General features: G+C 56.1%; 15 protein-coding genes and 1 tRNA gene. 8 read left to right on the top strand and 8 right to left on the bottom strand.

All coding sequences use genetic code 11. The features are described from left to right. The first annotated feature begins 156 nt into the window (after window positions 1-156). A tRNA-Gly gene (locus ACP7B1_RS01055) sits at window positions 157-231 on the top strand. Between the two features lie 199 nt (window positions 232-430). Then, complete coding sequence (holA, locus tag ACP7B1_RS01050; RefSeq protein WP_346306702.1) at window positions 431-1480, top strand: DNA polymerase III subunit delta; 1050 nt, start codon at window positions 431-433, stop codon at window positions 1478-1480. 78 nt (window positions 1481-1558) lie between these two features. On the opposite strand, the gene ACP7B1_RS01045 is transcribed toward holA, so the two are convergent. From ACP7B1_RS01045 to mnmE, 5 genes are all read right to left on the bottom strand, one after another. Next, window positions 1559-2443 carry a ParB/RepB/Spo0J family partition protein gene (locus ACP7B1_RS01045; protein WP_346306704.1) on the bottom strand — a complete coding sequence of 295 codons (885 nt, stop codon included), beginning with the start codon at window positions 2441-2443 and terminating at the stop codon, window positions 1559-1561. Window positions 2444-2481: 38 nt separating this feature from the next. After that, complete coding sequence (locus tag ACP7B1_RS01040) at window positions 2482-3276, bottom strand: ParA family protein (RefSeq protein ID WP_346305577.1); 795 nt, start codon at window positions 3274-3276, stop codon at window positions 2482-2484. Between the two features lie 51 nt (window positions 3277-3327). Continuing rightward, a complete protein-coding gene (gene rsmG, locus ACP7B1_RS01035) occupies window positions 3328-3972 on the bottom strand; it encodes a 16S rRNA (guanine(527)-N(7))-methyltransferase RsmG (RefSeq protein WP_426136276.1) in 645 nt (214 codons plus the stop codon). Continuing rightward, entirely contained in the window at window positions 3969-5837 is a 1869-nt protein-coding gene (gene mnmG / locus ACP7B1_RS01030) for a tRNA uridine-5-carboxymethylaminomethyl(34) synthesis enzyme MnmG (protein WP_346305575.1), read from the bottom strand. Before mnmG ends, rsmG begins: the two co-directional genes overlap by 4 nt. Before the next feature lie 142 nt (window positions 5838-5979). Next, on the bottom strand, window positions 5980-7314 hold the full coding sequence (gene mnmE, locus ACP7B1_RS01025) for a tRNA uridine-5-carboxymethylaminomethyl(34) synthesis GTPase MnmE (RefSeq protein ID WP_346305574.1): 1335 nt from the start codon (window positions 7312-7314) through the stop codon (window positions 5980-5982). A gap of 74 nt (window positions 7315-7388) precedes the next feature. On the opposite strand from mnmE, the gene ACP7B1_RS01020 reads away from it, so the two are divergent. Beyond that, entirely contained in the window at window positions 7389-9398 is a 2010-nt protein-coding gene (locus ACP7B1_RS01020; protein ID WP_426136274.1) for a thioredoxin domain-containing protein, read from the top strand. A gap of 5 nt (window positions 9399-9403) precedes the next feature. Here the strand turns inward: ACP7B1_RS01020 and rho are convergent, their stop codons facing one another. From rho to hemE, 3 genes are all read right to left on the bottom strand, one after another. Next, a complete protein-coding gene (gene rho / locus ACP7B1_RS01015; protein WP_091879370.1) occupies window positions 9404-10669 on the bottom strand; it encodes a transcription termination factor Rho in 1266 nt (421 codons plus the stop codon). A 197-nt stretch (window positions 10670-10866) separates the two neighbouring features. Then, a complete protein-coding gene (hemJ, locus tag ACP7B1_RS01010; protein WP_346305572.1) occupies window positions 10867-11406 on the bottom strand; it encodes a protoporphyrinogen oxidase HemJ in 540 nt (179 codons plus the stop codon). Window positions 11407-11430: 24 nt separating this feature from the next. Further along, a complete protein-coding gene (gene hemE / locus ACP7B1_RS01005; protein WP_346305571.1) occupies window positions 11431-12462 on the bottom strand; it encodes a uroporphyrinogen decarboxylase in 1032 nt (343 codons plus the stop codon). 413 nt (window positions 12463-12875) lie between these two features. On the opposite strand from hemE, the gene ACP7B1_RS01000 reads away from it, so the two are divergent. The 5 genes from ACP7B1_RS01000 (at window position 12876) to dnaQ (ending at window position 16526) form a co-directional block, all read left to right on the top strand. Further along, window positions 12876-13697 (top strand): pyruvate, water dikinase regulatory protein, encoded by an 822-nt coding sequence (locus ACP7B1_RS01000; protein WP_223613946.1) that lies wholly within the window; start codon window positions 12876-12878, stop codon window positions 13695-13697. A gap of 28 nt (window positions 13698-13725) precedes the next feature. Next, window positions 13726-14319 carry a Maf-like protein gene (locus ACP7B1_RS00995; protein WP_346305570.1) on the top strand — a complete coding sequence of 198 codons (594 nt, stop codon included), beginning with the start codon at window positions 13726-13728 and terminating at the stop codon, window positions 14317-14319. Further along, window positions 14312-15157, top strand: a complete 846-nt coding sequence (locus ACP7B1_RS00990) for a shikimate dehydrogenase (RefSeq protein ID WP_346305569.1) — start codon at window positions 14312-14314, stop codon at window positions 15155-15157. Before ACP7B1_RS00995 ends, ACP7B1_RS00990 begins: the two co-directional genes overlap by 8 nt. Beyond that, entirely contained in the window at window positions 15154-15738 is a 585-nt protein-coding gene (gene coaE, locus ACP7B1_RS00985; protein WP_346305568.1) for a dephospho-CoA kinase, read from the top strand. The genes ACP7B1_RS00990 and coaE overlap by 4 nt, the downstream gene beginning before the upstream one ends. Before the next feature lie 80 nt (window positions 15739-15818). Then, window positions 15819-16526 (top strand): DNA polymerase III subunit epsilon, encoded by a 708-nt coding sequence (gene dnaQ / locus ACP7B1_RS00980; RefSeq protein ID WP_346305567.1) that lies wholly within the window; start codon window positions 15819-15821, stop codon window positions 16524-16526. Window positions 16527-16589: the final 63 nt, after the last annotated feature.

Below are 16589 nucleotides of genomic sequence, written 5' to 3'. Positions count from 1 at the left end.
CCCAGCCACACCTTGGTTTAATCGGACATTTCATTGCCGGGACGATCCACCCGTTGAATTTTTTTTCGAATATCGTCACAAAGTCAAAAATTCGCTGTTGCAATTGGTCTGTCCTTGGGTCATATAGGCCCCGCTTCGCAAGACAAACTGGCACATGCGGGAGTAGCTCAGGGGTAGAGCACAACCTTGCCAAGGTTGGGGTCGAGGGTTCGAATCCCTTCTCCCGCTCCAGTTGTTCGAAGTTCAAAAGGCCCGGTTTTTACCGGGCCTTTTTGCTTTTCCGCCTGGCTTGCGCCATTGTCGTCAAAAACCTTTGATTGCCCGATATTGGCTGCGGCTGGCAACGATGCCCTCTCGTTGATGGCTGTTTGTCTCACCCGGTAAAGGGCCCGCAATTGCAATCCGCGTTCAATGCGCTAAACCCTTCGACATGGCACAGAAGAAAGCACACGAGGTTGATTCCTTCCTGAAGAGGCTCGACAGGGCTTATCCCATCGTACTGCTCTACGGCCCCGACAAGGGCCTGGTGAGCGAACGGGCCGGCGTCTTTATCAAGCTGACCGGACTGACCCAGGACGATCCCTTTGCCGTCATACGCCTCGATGCCGATGATGTTCAGGCGGAACCCGGACGGCTGTCCGACGAGGCCAACACCATTTCCATGTTTGGCGGCGAGCGCCTGATCTGGGTCCGTAACGCAGGTGGACAGAAGGGATTGGCCGATGCCCTAACGCATCTGACCAAAACACCTCCCGTTGACACATTCATCCTGATCGAGGCGGGCGACCTTAAGAAGGGTGCGGGTCTGCGCGGCATTGTCGAGCAGAGCGCAAGCGCCATGGCTTTGCCTTGCTACAGCGATGATGCGAAGGGCGTAGACGCAACCATTGATGACATGCTTGCCCGCAACAAGCTGCAGATCACGCTGGATGCCCGCAACCTGCTGAAAGAGAGCCTTGGGGGAGACCGGCTGGCCACGCGTGCCGAACTTGAGAAAATCTGTCTTTATGCGCACGGCCGCGAACGGGTAACCATTGAGGATGTCCGCGATATCATCGGCGATGTCAGCGCCACTTCCTACGAGACAATTGTCGATGCCATGATGACGGGCAACCTGGCGGATTTTACCCATGCATTCGATCGTGTTATCGGTTCTGGGTCTTCAAGCTTTCTGATCCTGAGTTCCGCCATACGCCAGTTCCAGACGTTGCAAAGCCTGCGTTACGGCATGGAAACGGAGGGCAAGAATGCCGGTTCGGCTGTGGCATCCGCGCGTCCGCCGGTGTTTTTCTCGCGGCGGCGGCTGGTGGAAATGGCATTGCAGCGCTGGACAACACAAAGCTGCGCCCGCGCCATCGAACGGTTGCAGAAAACCGTGCTGGAAAGCCGCCGCAACGCGACACTATCCATTCCAATCATTCGTCAGTCACTGATCGCTCTGGCTGCAGAAGCCGCGCGGGCAGGGCTGAATGGCCGTTAGGTAATGCTCGCAACGACCGCCGTTACGAGACATAAAATTCTCTAACAGATTGAATTCAAAGGATTTACTGCTTCCAACTCAGCTTTGCAGACGGCGGCAGATCTCATCCAGTTGTTCCAGCGTTGCGTAATGAATACGCACGTCTCCGCCCTTGGCCTGATGATTGACCGTTACACGCATGCCAGTTACGTCCGACAGCAGTTTTTCCAGTGCCCGCGTATCCGCGTCCTTGTTTTCATCATTGTCCGCTTTGACTTTCGGAGCCGCCGGTTTGCCGCCACCTTGAGCCAGTGCTTCCGCTTGACGAACAGACAGGCCGTCGCGAATGATCCGCTCGGCCAGGACATCCGGATGTTCCGCGGTGATCAGCGTACGTGCATGTCCAGCCGACAGAGCACCATTCGTGATGTGGTCGCGAACCGTTTCCGGCAGTTTCAGCAACCGCAATGTATTGGCTACGTGGCTTCGGCTCTTGCCGATAACCTGCGCCAGATCCGCCTGTGTATAGTCATGATCATCAATCAGCTGCTGATAGCCCATGCCTTCTTCAATCGGATTGAGGTCGGCGCGCTGAACGTTCTCGATGATCGCCAGTTCAAGCGCGACCCGGTCATCGACTTCGCGAATGATGACGGGAACAGTGGTCAGACCGGCACGTTGCGCCGCGCGCCAACGCCGCTCGCCGGCGATCAGCTCATAGCGATCCGCGGAATCCTTGACGGGTCGAACCACGACAGGCTGAACAATGCCATGTTCGCGGATCGACTGGGTCAAATCCTCCAGATCGGCTTCCGTGAACAAACGCCGCGGATTGCGCGGATTGCGCGTGACAAATTCAATGGGAACCTGACGATCCAAAGTGGCGATGCGCGGAGGAACATTTTCTTCCGGCAGACGGTCCATCTCTCCAATGAGCGCAGCAAGACCTCGACCGAGGCGCTTTTTTGACGGATCTTCATTCATTGTCATAGGCTCTCATAAATGTTTCGTATTCGAATCGATCAAGCAGCACGCAAATGCCGCTCCCTTTGAATAACTTCCGACGCCAGCTGCAGATAAGCCTGGCTGCCCGCACACTTCAGGTCGTACAGAATGGCGGGCGTACCGTAGGAGGGTGCTTCCGAGACACGCACATTGCGCGGAATGACTGTGCGGTAGACTTTGTCGCCCATAAACGAACGGACATCGTCAACAACCTGTGTCGCCAGATTGTTTCGACCGTCAAACATGGTCAGCACAATACCCTGAATATTCAGGGCCGGATTAAGCGCCGTCCGTACCTGGTTGACGGTTTCGAGCAATTGGCTCAACCCCTCCAATGCGAAGAACTCACATTGTAACGGCACAAGCACGGAATCGGCCGCCGCCATGGCGTTCATGGTCAGGAGATTGAGCGATGGTGGGCAATCGATCAGAATATAGGTAAAGGGCGAGGCCGCATTATCACCACGAAATGCCTTGCGCAAACGCGTGGCACGGTCGGCAGAACCGGCAATCTCCATCTCAACTCCTAGAAGGTCGAGCGTAGACGGAATGAGCGACAGGTTGGGAACGGCCGTGGCAATGGCTGCCTCGCCGACCGACGCAGTCTGCATCAGGACATCGTAGGACGACAACTCACGGTTCTTGCGATCAATGCCCAGCCCGGTACTGGCATTGCCCTGGGGATCGAGATCGACAATCAGGACGTTCTCGCCGATGGCTGCAAGCGCCGTAGCCAGGTTGATGGCAGTTGTGGTCTTCCCCACACCGCCCTTCTGATTGGCTATGGTAATGATACGAGTCTGACTGTTCATCACTGTTTCCCGAGCAAACCACTATTATCGGCGATAAAATCGAAAAATGGCCTATTTCGCCGCCTGGTTGCGCCGCACATTGCTGATTTGCAACACCACCGACTCAACATCGACCACACTGGCATGTTGTACCAGATCAAATGACCAGCCGTCACGGCTTTCCTCGATCTCGCGGCGATAATCCCGGCCTTTTTGAAAAAGTGCCGTTGCGCCATTCGTCAACCAGGGCTCTGTCAGCGCAAAAAGGTCTTTCAATGGCGCAAGCGCACGAGCCGTAATAACGTCAGGTGTGGCGACTTTCGACCAAACCGCATCAATCCGAACCGGATGCACCGTTCCAGGAGTGTGAAACTGGCCCAGAGCAGTCCGTAAAAAGGCAGCTTTCTTGCCATTGCTCTCGACAAGGTCAATCGCCGCACCCGCCGTTTCCTTCAGGAGAATAGCGAGAACAACACCCGGAAAACCGCCCCCCGAACCAAGATCAAGCCAGCGCTTGGCCGCAGGCATAAGCGGGCGGAGCTGTACGCTGTCGATAATATGCCGTTCCCACAACTCGTCCAGCGTGGCAGGGGAGGCGAGATTGATCGCCTTTGACCACTTTCGAAACAGATCTTCGAAGTCAATAAGGTCCTTGACTGTTTCACGTGAAACATTGGGGATAACCCCACGCAGCTTCTTCTCCCGCCAATCGCTCACGCCACGTCTCTTGCGACAGTGTTGCGACGGATTTGGGTGATAATGAGGGCAAGCGCAGCCGGCGTCATGCCATCGATGCGCTGGGCCTCCGCTATTGATCGCGGTTGGCGCTGCTTCAGCTTCTGCTTCAGCTCATTGGACAGGCCTGAAACCATCGAAAAATCAATACCCTGCGGTATGAGCAGTGCTTCTTCGCGTTCCATCGCGGCAACGTCCGCCTTCTGGCGTTCGAGATAAACCGCGTACTGCGCTTCGATCTCCAGGGCTTCCGCCACACGACCGTTAATGTCAGCCAGTTCCGGCCAGATCAGCCGCAAACGCGCCAGGTCTATCTCAGGAAAGGCAAGCAGTTCATAGGCGGAACGGCGAACACCGTCCTGATTGAGATGTAAATTCATGGCCGCTGCCGCATTTGGTGTAATAGTCAAGCGCTTTGCCAGATCACGCGCCGTGTCCAACTGTTTGGTACGCGCAGCAAAGCGATCCCGGCGATCCGAACCCAATATCCCCAATCGGTCCGCCATCGGTGTCAGACGTTCGTCGGCATTGTCTGCCCGCAGGGAAAGCCGAAATTCCGCACGCGACGTAAACATGCGATAGGGTTCGCTCACGCCGCGCGATGTCAAATCATCGATCATCACCCCGATATAGGCTTCGGTCCGATGAATGATCACCGGCACGCCGCCGCCAGATAGCCGCGCCGCATTCAGTCCCGCCAGCAAACCCTGCGCCGCCGCCTCCTCATATCCCGTTGTTCCATTAATCTGCCCGGCGAGAAACAGGCCGCCTATGCGCCGCGCCTGCAGGCTTCGATCCAACTCACGCGGATCAATATAGTCATACTCAATGGCGTAACCCGGTTGCAGCATGGTGGCGCGCTCGAGACCCGGTATGGTCTTGAGAATTTCCAACTGCACGTCCTCAGGCAGGGATGTTGATATCCCATTGGGATAGACCGTATGATCGTCCAAACCCTCGGGCTCCAAGAATATCTGATGGCCATCCCGGTCGCCAAATTTGACGATTTTATCTTCCACAGACGGACAGTAGCGCGGGCCAATGCCTTCAATAGACCCGGAATACATCGCCGAGCGATGCAGATTCGCGCGGATAATGGCGTGCGATTCCGGCGTCGTGCGCGTAATCCCGCAGTCGATCTGCGGGTTGGTGATGACATCCGTCATCAGCGAAAACGGCAGCGGGCCCTCGTCCGCAGATTGAACGTCAAGCCCCGACCGATCGATCGTGCGACCATCCAGCCGCGGCGGCGTGCCTGTCTTCAACCGACCCAAAGCGAATGCATGCTTCGTCAGGGTATCCGACAGGCCGAGGGCAGGGGCCTCGCCCATCCGCCCTGCTGGTATCTTCTTTTCACCGATATGGATCAAGCCGCGAAGAAATGTTCCCGTCGTCAGGACAACAGCACCGCAAGAGATAACGCGGCCATCCATCAATTGGACGCCTGCAACCTTTCCGTTGTGAATGACCAGATCGTTGGCGCCACCTTCAACAACAGTCAGATTCTGCTGTTCCGCAATCGCCACTTGCATCGCTAGCCTATAGAGCTTCCGGTCCGCCTGCGTGCGCGGGCCGCGAACAGCAGGGCCTTTGCGCCGGTTGAGAAGTCGGAACTGAATACCGGCGGCATCGGCAACGCGGCCCATCAGACCATCGAGCGCATCGATCTCCCGGACCAGATGCCCCTTGCCAAGACCACCGATGGCGGGATTGCAGGACATGACACCAATCGTGTCCGCTTTGTGCGTCACGAGCGCCGTGCGCGCGCCATAGCGGGCCGAGGCCGCTGCGGCTTCACAGCCGGCGTGCCCACCACCAATGACAATGACGTCAAAATTGTCTTCCACGAGCCAAACTTTCCGAGATTCGAATTCAGTGTCTTGATGAGCAAATCAAAGCCCTGAGTCAAGTGTGAGTCAAAGAACAATGTTTCACGTGAAACAATTCGTACCCGCAGATCGCCGTTATAGTTTCAATGTTTCACGTGAATCATTTGCCTATACAGAACTGTGAAAATACCACATCGAGAATATCCTCGACATCCACGTCTCCAGTAATCCGGCCCAATGCATGGGAAGCCCGACGTAGATACTCAGCCCGAACTTCCAGCGGCGCTGCTACGTCAGCCACAGCGTGATTGATTTCACGGCTCGTTTGGGTGAGCAACTCCATATGACGGCGGCGAGTGGGAAGCGGATCCGAAAGATTCCCAACTGCAGATTCGGCCTTGGATCGCAACGCCGCTAGCAGCTCATTCAAGCCCTCGCCCGACCGGATTGAAACGTTCAGATCATTGCTTTCGGATGTCGTTCTCTCGGCAACGTCCAGCTTCGTTCCAATTCGCAGCGTATCGATAGCATCCAGCTCGACAAATGGTGCTGGAAGCGGGCTCGCCATGTCCGTCAGCAACAGTACCAGATCCGCCGTGTGCGCGCGGTCAAGCGCCCGTTCGATGCCGATCTGTTCCACCTTACCCTCGGTTTCCCTGAGGCCCGCCGTATCGGTGATAAGGACGGGCAAGCCTCCCAGATCGAGTTTGATTTCAATCAGGTCGCGTGTCGTTCCCGGTTCATCGGAGACAATCGCCACATCGGTTCCCGCCAAGGCATTCAGCAGGCTCGATTTGCCGGCGTTCGGCGCACCAACAATCACCACACGGAAGCCATCGCGCACGATTGCGCCGCGTTTTCCATCCGCTACATGTTGTTCAATCTTCTCCGCGAGATCGCGCATCGATACCCAGACTTGATCCGATACGGAACCGGGAACGTCGGATTCGTCGGCAAAATCGAGTTCTGCTTCAATCAAGGCGCGCGCGCGGATCATCTCGGTTCGCCAGGATGAGTAGAGCTGAACTTGCGAACCCGATGCGATCTGCAGCGCCAGGCGACGCTGACCATCGGTCTCGGCGGCGATCAGATCCGCGAGTCCTTCAGCCACCGTCAGATCGAATTTTCCATTGGCAAAGGCGCGCCGCGTGAACTCACCGGGTTCGGCCAAGCGGCAATTGTCAAAGGTATAGAGAAGCGAAATCATTGCATCGACAACAGCACGGCCGCCGTGCAGGTGAAACTCGCCGCAATCTTCGCCGGTAAAGCTATGGGGATTGGAGAAAAACAACACGAGCCCCCGATCAACGGGACTACCGAATGCATCGCGGAATGTACGCAGCTCGGCCTGCCGTGGTTGAGGAAGGTTACCGCAAATTGTTTCGATAACGAATCGAGTCTTCGATCCGGACATGCGGATCACGGCGACACCAGATGGGAGCCGCCCACTGGACAGGGCAAAAATAGTCTCGCTGAAATTCTGGTTCTGTTTCATTTGCATTTATCCACGGCTACACTGGATGTCTTGATAACCCTCAAGCCGGCATTCGGGAAGAGCGGAGTAATCCAATGTATCAGCAAGCCAATCTGCTCGGGAACGAGTCCAGCCCGTATCTTCGTCAGCATGCCGGCAACCCGGTGCATTGGCGGCCATGGGGAAAGCTTGCGCTTGCGGAGGCACAGGAAACGGGCAAGCCCATTCTGCTGTCCGTTGGTTACGCTGCCTGTCACTGGTGTCATGTCATGGCGCACGAATGCTTTGAAGATGGCGACGTTGCTGACCTGATGAATGCCCACTACGTCAATATCAAGGTGGACAGGGAAGAACGGCCGGATATCGATCAGATATACATGGCAGCTCTTGGCGCGATGGGAGAGCAGGGGGGCTGGCCGCTGACGATGTTTCTCACACCGGAGGCAAAGCCGTTTTGGGGAGGAACCTATTTTCCCAAGAACTCACGCTATGGCCGGCCTGGTTTTGTCGACGTGTTGCAGTCGATCGACAGGGTATGGCGCGAAGACCGCGCGCGCGTCACCCAGAACGTCGATGCCTTGACCAGCCACGTCAGCGCCCGTCTTGACGCCCAGGCGGGTCCGGCAGCGCTGGACAAACATATCTTTGATCAGTTTTCTGCCAATATATCTGGCATGATCGACATGCAGAAAGGCGGCTTGACTGGCGCTCCCAAATTTCCCAATGCGCCTTTCATGGATACCCTCTGGCTTTCCTGGCTGCGCACCGGCAATCCTGAGCACAGGGATGCCTTTCTCAGGAGCCTGCAAATGATGCTGCAAGGCGGCATCTACGATCATCTCGGTGGCGGACTGTCCCGGTACTCCGTCGATGATCGCTGGCTCGTTCCGCACTTTGAAAAGATGCTTTACGACAATGCCCAGTTCATCCGTCACGCGACGTATGCCTATGCCGAAACCAAAGATGAATTGTTCCGCCTGCGAATCGAAGAAACTGTCGATTGGCTCGAGCGCGAAATGCTGGCGAACGACCAACGCTTTGCCTCGAGCTTGGATGCCGACAGCGAGGGTGAAGAGGGCCGCTTCTACGTTTGGTCTGCGGATGAAATTCCCACGACGCCGGATTTCGATATCTTTCGCACGGTTTACGATGTCCGCCCAGAGGGAAACTGGGAAGGCAAAACCATTCTCAATCGCCTGACCTCGCCTGGCTCATCGGATGCGGACACCGAGGCACATTTGGCAAAGGCCAGGCAGATACTTTTCAAGCGCCGCGAAGGCCGGGTCCACCCCCATCGCGACGACAAATCGCTCACTGACTGGAACGGGCTGATGATCCGTGCGCTCGCGGAAGCGGCGCGGTTATTCCAGCGCAAGGATTGGCTGGATCTGGCATTGGGCGCTTATCGTTCCATATCCGAATCGATGGTTGATGGGCGTCTGCCGCATTCCGTTCTGGAACAGTCGCGCCTCTTTCCCGGTCTGTCATCGGATTATGCATCGATGATCAATGCCGCCATTTCCCTCTATGAAGTGACGCAGGACAAAGCGTTTCTCGATGACGCGGCTCTTTGGCTCCAGTCTCTCGATCGCTGGCATCTCACGGAAGATGGCAATCATGCCCTCAGCGCGATCGACAGCGCCGATGTCATCATCCGCGTGCGCGGTGATCAGGATGAGGCCATACCGAGTGCCACCGGGCAGATCATCGAAGCCATTTCGCGTCTGGCGACAGCAACGCCGGACTACGCATTGCAGCGGCGGGTCGAGGAACTTGCTGAAAACGCGCTCGGTCGTGTGCTTGAACAGCGCTATGGCCAGGCTGGTGTTCTCAACAGCGCCAGCCTGCTGCTGGAACCGATGAAGCTCGTCCTGGTCACTGCGGACAAAGGCCATCCGCTCCTGCAGCTTGCAAACGATTATCCAGACCCGCGCCGTACCGATATCTGGATGGAGTTTAGAGAAAACACCACAATCGAGCTGGTGCCCGGCGGCGGAGCAATCACCATAAAAAAACCCGCGGCCTATCTCTGCCGCGGGTTCGTGTGTCTGGCGCCTGTGGAAACGGCCGAGGCGCTGGCAGCGCTGCTCAAACCGCAATCCTAGGACTGTTACGTATTCATCGAATCGAAGAATTCGCCATTGGTCTTGGTCTGCTTCAGCTTGTCGATGAGGAACTCGATCGCATCCGTCGTGCCCATCGGGGCCAGAATACGGCGCAGGACAAAGATCTTCTGCAGATCCTGACGTGGGACGAGCAGGTCTTCCTTGCGCGTGCCGGATTTCAGAATATCCATGGACGGGAAGATGCGCTTGTCGGCAACCTTGCGGTCGAGCACGATTTCCGAATTGCCGGTACCCTTGAATTCTTCAAAGATCACTTCGTCCATGCGGCTGCCCGTATCGATAAGCGCCGTCGCAATGATAGTCAGTGATCCGCCTTCCTCGATGTTGCGTGCCGCACCGAAGAAACGCTTGGGGCGCTGAAGCGCATTCGCATCCACGCCACCGGTCAGAACCTTGCCGGATGATGGCACCACGGTGTTGTAGGCGCGGCCAAGGCGCGTGATGGAATCGAGCAGGATAACCACATCGCGGCCATGTTCAACCAGGCGTTTCGCCTTCTCGATGACCATTTCAGCCACCTGAACGTGGCGGGACGCCGGTTCGTCGAATGTGGAGGAGACCACTTCGCCCTTCACGGAACGCTGCATATCCGTGACTTCTTCCGGACGTTCATCGATCAGAAGAACGATCAGATAGCATTCGGGATGATTGGCAGTGATGGAATGGGCAATGTTCTGGAGGAGAACGGTTTTACCGGTACGGGGCGGAGCGACGATGAGACCGCGCTGGCCTTTACCGAGAGGTGCCACCAGATCGATAACGCGGGCCGACAAATCCTTGGTGGTTGGATTTTCCAGCTCCATCTTGAAACGCTCATTCGGATAGAGCGGTGTCAGATTGTCGAAGTGGATCTTGTGGCGGATTTTTTCCGGGTCTTCGAAGTTGATAGTGTTGACCTTGAGAAGGGCGAAATAGCGCTCACCTTCCTTGGGCCCACGGATCGGACCTTCGACGGTATCACCGGTTTTCAGCGAAAACCGCCGGATCTGCGATGGGGAGATATAGATGTCGTCGGGGCCTGGGAGATAGTTTGCATTGGCAGAACGCATGAAGCCGAAGCCATCCTGCAATATCTCGACCACGCCTTCGCCGATAATTTCGACATCCTGGGAGGCCAGTTTCTTCAAGATCGCAAACATCAGTTCCTGTTTGCGCATGACACTGGCGTTTTCGACTTCCAGTGTTTCAGCAAACGCCAGAAGATCAACCGGCGTCTTGTTCTTGAGTTCTTGTAGTTTCATTTCCTGCATGTGTGCGGAACTCTTAATCTTATAGGTTTGAAATGGGGAAGGGAAATGACGATGCCGGAATGCAGTGCCATGTATGAATGGCTGAAGATCGCTATGGCGGTATTTCCAGATAAGAGCCCCTATCTAGCCAATCATGACTGCAAGGGCAAGGGGTTTCATGAGTGGTATTGATATCAGGCAGAAAATAAAATGATGAGTCAAAATGGCTTTATGATGACCATGATCACGATAATGATCATCAGAACCGTCGGCACTTCATTCATCATCCGCCAGAAACGGGCAGGCTTTGCGTTTCTATCCTCGGCGAACATGCGGACAGCCTTGGAAAAGTAACCGTGAATGCCGGAAAGGATCAGGACGGCCAGGAATTTCACGTGAAACCAGCCGTCCATATAGGCAACCGTTCGCCACGCGAGCCAAAGCCCGGCGGCCCATGTCACCATCATAGCCGGATTGATGATGGCCTTGAGCAATCGGCGCTCCATCACCTTGAATGTTTCCGATTGGACGGACCCTTTCTCGGCGGCGCAGTGATAGATGAACAGCCGCGGCAGATAGAGCATTCCGGCCATCCAGGAGATGACGGCAATCACATGCAATGCCTTCACCCAGAGATAGGCGTTGTCAGGATAGAGATAGACCAGCGTCACAACAACCAACGCAAAAACGACACCGATCGCCCTCGCCATCGATGCTGTCTTGTTTGAATTTTGGACCGGCATCTCGTTGCTGCTCATAATAAATCCCCGGTTTTCAGTGCATCAGTTCCTGGCTCTTGCCTGCCGGACGCGTGCAACCATCTGTTCCACATGGGAGACGGGGGCATCGGGGGTGATGCCATGGCCAAGATTGAAGATCAGCGGGCCATGACCCAGACCGTCAAGAATAGCATCCACGCCTTCATCCAGCGCCCGGCCGCCGGCTACAACACGCAAGGGATCAAGATTGCCCTGAATTGCCCCGCCTCCTTGAAGTGAAGACGCCAGCGACAGCGGCACCGTCCAGTCGAGGCCCAAGGCTGTCACCCCGGTGCGCTCGCGATAGTTCACATAAAGCGCACCAGCACCCTTGGGAAAACCGATGATCGGGACATCCGGGTGGGATGCACGCACCTTTTTAACGATCCTGGCCACGGGAGCGATACAGAACTGCTCGAAGCAGGCTTCGTCCAGAACACCAGACCAGGAATCAAAAATCTGTACCGCATCAGCACCGGCATCGATCTGGCGGATCAGATACTCCGCTGAGACATCGGCGAGTTCGTCCAGCAGTTTCTGGAAGGCATCCGGATAGCGGTAGGCGAAGAGGCGGGCCGGCGCCTGGTCCGGTGTTCCATGACCGGCTATCATATAGGTCGCCACAGTCCATGGAGCGCCACAGAAGCCAAGCAGGGTGGTTTCCTGTGGCAGTTGATGCCGAAGCAGCCGAACAGTCTCGTAGACGGGCTCCAGGCGTTCCACAGCCCCATTGGGTTCAAGCCAGAAAATGCCATCCGCATCAATCGGCGTCATCAAAGGGCCTCTGCCCTCTTCAAAGCGCAGATCACGGCCAAGCGCATGCGGCACGACAAGAATGTCCGAAAACAGGATTGCCGCATCAAATCCGAAACGGCGGATCGGCTGCAGCGTCACTTCGACGGCGAGATCGGGCGAATAGCAGAGATCCAGAAAACTTCCGGCGTTCTTCCTGACTTCCCGGTATTCAGGAAGATAGCGTCCAGCCTGGCGCATCATCCAGATGGGAGGCGGAAAAACTGTCTCGCCTCTAAGGACTTTCATCACTTTGCGGACCATTCCGTCTCTCTCCAGCTTTGTCTTACAAAAAAGAAAATTGGATATTTTCTGATTTTCTGATTCTTAGAGTCTGTTTGTATCGGGAATTACCAGATTGCCAACTTTTTCCCACAGGCAACTGGAGCAATGCGAAACAGGGAAAACCATAAAGCAAATTTCAGAAAAAACGGTAATAAAGTAAAATACCTTTCATTATCAGTGTGTTGAATAATATCAATCTGTGGATATCCATGTGGGAATGCGGGGAACAACGGACGAAGAGTCGCAACAATCCCCAGATCGCAGCTATGCCCGGAAGAGTCATCCACAAGTGGGTTCGCTGTGGATGACTTGCCAATGATTCACATGGCTGCCATTGCTTGTTCAAAACCGGGAGAATTCTCCCCAGTCATCAACAGGGAGTCGAGTTTTCTGTGACAAAGCCAGTCAACTACTTCCATCTTCACATGATTTCTGATGCGACCGGAGAGACTCTCCTGGCGGCGGGTCGCGCAGCGGCGGCGCAATATGTGCATGCGCGCGCCATTGAACACGTCTATCCGCTCATTCGCACGGAAAAGCAGATCAAAAAGGTGCTTGAAGGTATCGATGCAGAACCTGGCATTGTCCTTTACACCATCGTGGATAAACGGCTGGCGGCAATGATCGATGAAAGCTGCGCGACGATTGGCGTTCCCTGCGTGTCCGTTCTTGAACCGGTCCTCAGCATATTCCAGTCCTATCTCGGTGCTCCGGCGGGAAGGCGGGTTGGGGCGCAGCATGTGCTCAATGCGGAATATTTCCGCCGCATCGATGCGCTGAATTTTACCATGGAGCATGATGACGGCCAGCTGCCGCTCGACATCGAAGAAGCCGATGTCATTCTGATCGGCATTTCACGGACGTCGAAAACCCCGACAAGCATTTATCTCGCCAATCGCGGCATCAAGACCGCCAATGTGCCCATCGTTCCCGGTGTGCCCATTGCCGATGTGATTATCAATGCGGAACGGCCGCTGATTGTTGGCCTGATTGCCTCGGCAGAGCGGATCTCACAGGTGCGCCAGCATCGCATTCTCGGGGCAACCCCGGGCTTTGACACGGATCACTATCTTGACCGGGCCAATATTATTGAAGAGCTTTCCTATGCGCGGCAGATTTGCCATCGCTATAATTGGCCTATGATAGACGTCTCACGCCGCTCTATTGAAGAAACGGCGGCGGCGGTTCTCGCCCTGCGTTCCCAAGGGCGATAGCCGCATTATTAATCAGAGAAGAAGACAAATGCAGATTATTCTTGCTTCCAAAAGTCCGTTCCGCGCGACGCTCCTGAAAAACGCCGGCATCGCTTTTACCGCACAGTCGGCCAATATCGATGAGCGGGCGGTGGAAGCGCCTCTCTATAAGAGCGGAGCAACGCCGGAGGACGTCGCGCTTGTTCTGGCTGAAGCAAAGGCGCTCGATGTCAGTGAGCGTAACCCGGACGCATTGGTGATCGGTTCGGATCAAACCCTGTCCTTGGGCGACGAGGTTTTGCACAAGCCTGCCGATATGGAGGCCGCGCGCAGGCAACTGCTCAGGCTTTCCGGTAGGACTCATCACCTGAACAGCGCGATTGTTCTGGTCAAAAGCGGGCAGACACTGTGGCGGCACGTTTCGGTGGCGCGCATGACATTGCGCGATCTCGATCCGGCTTTCATTGGACGGCACCTGGCACGGGTTGGCACCGTCGCGCTGCAAAGTGTTGGCGCCTACCAGTATGAAGGCGAAGGCGTGCAGCTGTTCGAGAAGGTGGATGGGGATTATTTTACCATTGTCGGCCTCCCACTGTTGCCGTTGCTGAATGAACTGCGCCGGGAGGGTGCGATCGATGGCTGATCATCCCAGCGCTTTCGTAACGGGTTATCCAATCCGTCATTCACGCTCGCCGCTCATCCACGGTTACTGGCTCAGGCAATTCGGATTGGACGGCTCCTATCGGGCGGTCGAGGTTGCACCGGACGCATTTGCGGCCTTTATCCACACGTTGAATGACAATGGGTTTGTCGGCGGCAACGTCACCATCCCGCATAAGGAGGTGGCTTTTTCCCTGTGCGGGAAGCGCGATTCTGCGGCCGAAGAAATCGGAGCGGTGAACACGCTCTGGTTCGAAAATGGCATTCTGCATGGCGGCAATACGGATGCTTACGGGTTCCTCGCAAATCTCGACTCGCTGAGCCCCGGCTGGAGTGTGCGCAGGAGCGCTCTGGTGCTGGGTGCGGGCGGGGCAAGCCGGGCGGTGATCTTTGCGTTGAAGCAGCGCGGTTTCACCGACATCAGGATCGTCAATCGAACCATGGAGCGGGCCCAGGAACTGGCAGACCGGTTTGGAATTTCCGGGGGTGCCCATGGGTGGGACGCCGTGCCGGAATTGCTGAAGGGCGCGTCACTGGTTGTAAACACCACATCGCTCGGCATGTCGGGTAAAGACGAGATGGTGATAGACCTGACCGAGGCTGATTCGGATGCGCTGGTGACCGACATTGTCTATGTGCCGTTGGAAACGCCGCTTTTGCGCGCAGCGCGCTTGCGCGGTCTCGAAACCGCCGATGGACTGGGCATGTTGCTGCACCAGGCCGTACCGGGCTTTGAGCACTGGTTCGGCAAACGGCCGGATGTAACGGCAGAGCTGCGAAACCTCATTCTGGCCGATATGGCGGCAGGGAAAGCAAAATGATCGTGCTGGGTCTCACCGGATCGATCGGCATGGGTAAATCGACAGCCGCGCAAATGTTCATGGATGCGGGCGTTCCGGTCTATTCCGCCGATGAAACGGTTCACCGACTATATTCCGGCGCGGCAGCTCCTTTGATTGAAGCAGCTTTTCCCGGAACGACGGAAAACGGCGTGGTGGATCGCGCCAGGCTCTCGGCGGCGGTCATTGGCAATCCCAAGGCACTTCGGAAGCTTGAATCGATTATCCACCCCATGGTTCGTTCCGAAGAGAACGCTTTCCGCGATAGCGCTCAATCCCAAGGTGCGAAGCTTGCCGTGATCGATATTCCGCTGCTGTTCGAGACCGGTGGCGATAAGCGGGTGGATAAGATCCTTGTTGTCAGCGCACCGGCAGAGGTGCAGAAAAGGCGGGTATTGGCCAGGGCCGACATGACCCCCGAAAAACTCGAAGCAATTCTTGAGCGCCAGACTCCCGACGCCGAGAAACGCGCCCGTGCCGATTTTGTCGTCAACACGGATCAGACATTCGATGCGACGCGGGCCGAGATCAACGAGATAATTCGGATTCTCACGGATTCCTGACCGGCGGAAAGCGGGGAAACCGCTGCTCCGGCCTTGCGCTGGCCGGTCAATTCATGAAATTTGGGTCAAAGGAAGATTCCATGCGCGAGATCATATTCGATACGGAAACAACAGGGCTCGACCGGCTGGATGATCGCATCATCGAAATTGGCGGTGTGGAACTGGTCAATCGTTTCCCGACTGGCAACACATTTCATGTTTTCATCAATCCGGATGGCAAACAGGTCCACCCGGATGCGCTGGCCGTTCACGGCATCAGCAATGACCGCCTGAAGGATAAGCCGGTCTTTGCCGGCATCGTCGATGGTTTTCTCGAATTCATCGACGGGGCGAAGCTGATCGCCCACAACGCCACATTCGATATGGGCTTCATCAATGCCGAGCTGAACCGCCTGGGGCACCCCCCCATCAGCAATGACCGGGTTATCGATACGCTGGCACTCGCGCGCCGCAAACATCCAATGGGCCCAAATTCCCTGGATGCCCTGTGCCGTCGTTACGGCATCGACAACAGTCACCGCACGATGCACGGCGCGTTGCTCGATTCGCAGTTGCTGGCAGAAGTATATATCGAACTGATCGGCGGAAAACAGGCGGCCCTCGGCCTGACCGTTGCCGAACAGTCCGACAACAAGCAATCCGCCGATACGGAAACGGTTGTTGTCATTGCGCGCCGCGCGGTACCGCTGCCATCCCGCCTCACCGATTCGGAAAGGCAGGCGCACGACAAGCTGGTCGAGAAGATTGGCGAGAAAGCGATCTGGAACGAACGGATAGCAGCACGCTAAAAATCGCGGCAACAAAAAACCCGGGTCGAACCCGGGTTTTTGTTATCTTGTAGAACCGTTGGC

This window comes from Phyllobacterium sp. SL163, assembly GCF_049896885.1.
Taxonomy (GTDB): Bacteria; Pseudomonadota; Alphaproteobacteria; order Rhizobiales; family Rhizobiaceae; genus Phyllobacterium; species Phyllobacterium calauticae.
Note: the sequence above shows the minus strand (reverse complement) of the source record. Positions and strands in the feature narration are given on the sequence as shown.

What these genes read in the sequence shown, in the direction of transcription:
- holA (WP_346306702.1), top strand. Translation starts at nt 431, where the DNA reads ATGGCACAGAAGAAAGCACACGAGGTTGATTCCTTCCTGAAGAGGCTC.
- ACP7B1_RS01045 (WP_346306704.1), bottom strand. Translation starts at nt 2,443, where the DNA reads ATGAATGAAGATCCGTCAAAAAAGCGCCTCGGTCGAGGTCTTGCTGCG.
- ACP7B1_RS01040 (WP_346305577.1), bottom strand. Translation starts at nt 3,276, where the DNA reads ATGAACAGTCAGACTCGTATCATTACCATAGCCAATCAGAAGGGCGGT.
- mnmE (WP_346305574.1), bottom strand. Translation starts at nt 7,314, where the DNA reads ATGAAACAGAACCAGAATTTCAGCGAGACTATTTTTGCCCTGTCCAGT.
- ACP7B1_RS01020 (WP_426136274.1), top strand. Translation starts at nt 7,389, where the DNA reads ATGTATCAGCAAGCCAATCTGCTCGGGAACGAGTCCAGCCCGTATCTT.
- rho (WP_091879370.1), bottom strand. Translation starts at nt 10,669, where the DNA reads ATGCAGGAAATGAAACTACAAGAACTCAAGAACAAGACGCCGGTTGAT.
- hemJ (WP_346305572.1), bottom strand. Translation starts at nt 11,406, where the DNA reads ATGAGCAGCAACGAGATGCCGGTCCAAAATTCAAACAAGACAGCATCG.
- hemE (WP_346305571.1), bottom strand. Translation starts at nt 12,462, where the DNA reads ATGGTCCGCAAAGTGATGAAAGTCCTTAGAGGCGAGACAGTTTTTCCG.
- ACP7B1_RS00995 (WP_346305570.1), top strand. Translation starts at nt 13,726, where the DNA reads ATGCAGATTATTCTTGCTTCCAAAAGTCCGTTCCGCGCGACGCTCCTG.
- ACP7B1_RS00990 (WP_346305569.1), top strand. Translation starts at nt 14,312, where the DNA reads ATGGCTGATCATCCCAGCGCTTTCGTAACGGGTTATCCAATCCGTCAT.
- coaE (WP_346305568.1), top strand. Translation starts at nt 15,154, where the DNA reads ATGATCGTGCTGGGTCTCACCGGATCGATCGGCATGGGTAAATCGACA.
- dnaQ (WP_346305567.1), top strand. Translation starts at nt 15,819, where the DNA reads ATGCGCGAGATCATATTCGATACGGAAACAACAGGGCTCGACCGGCTG.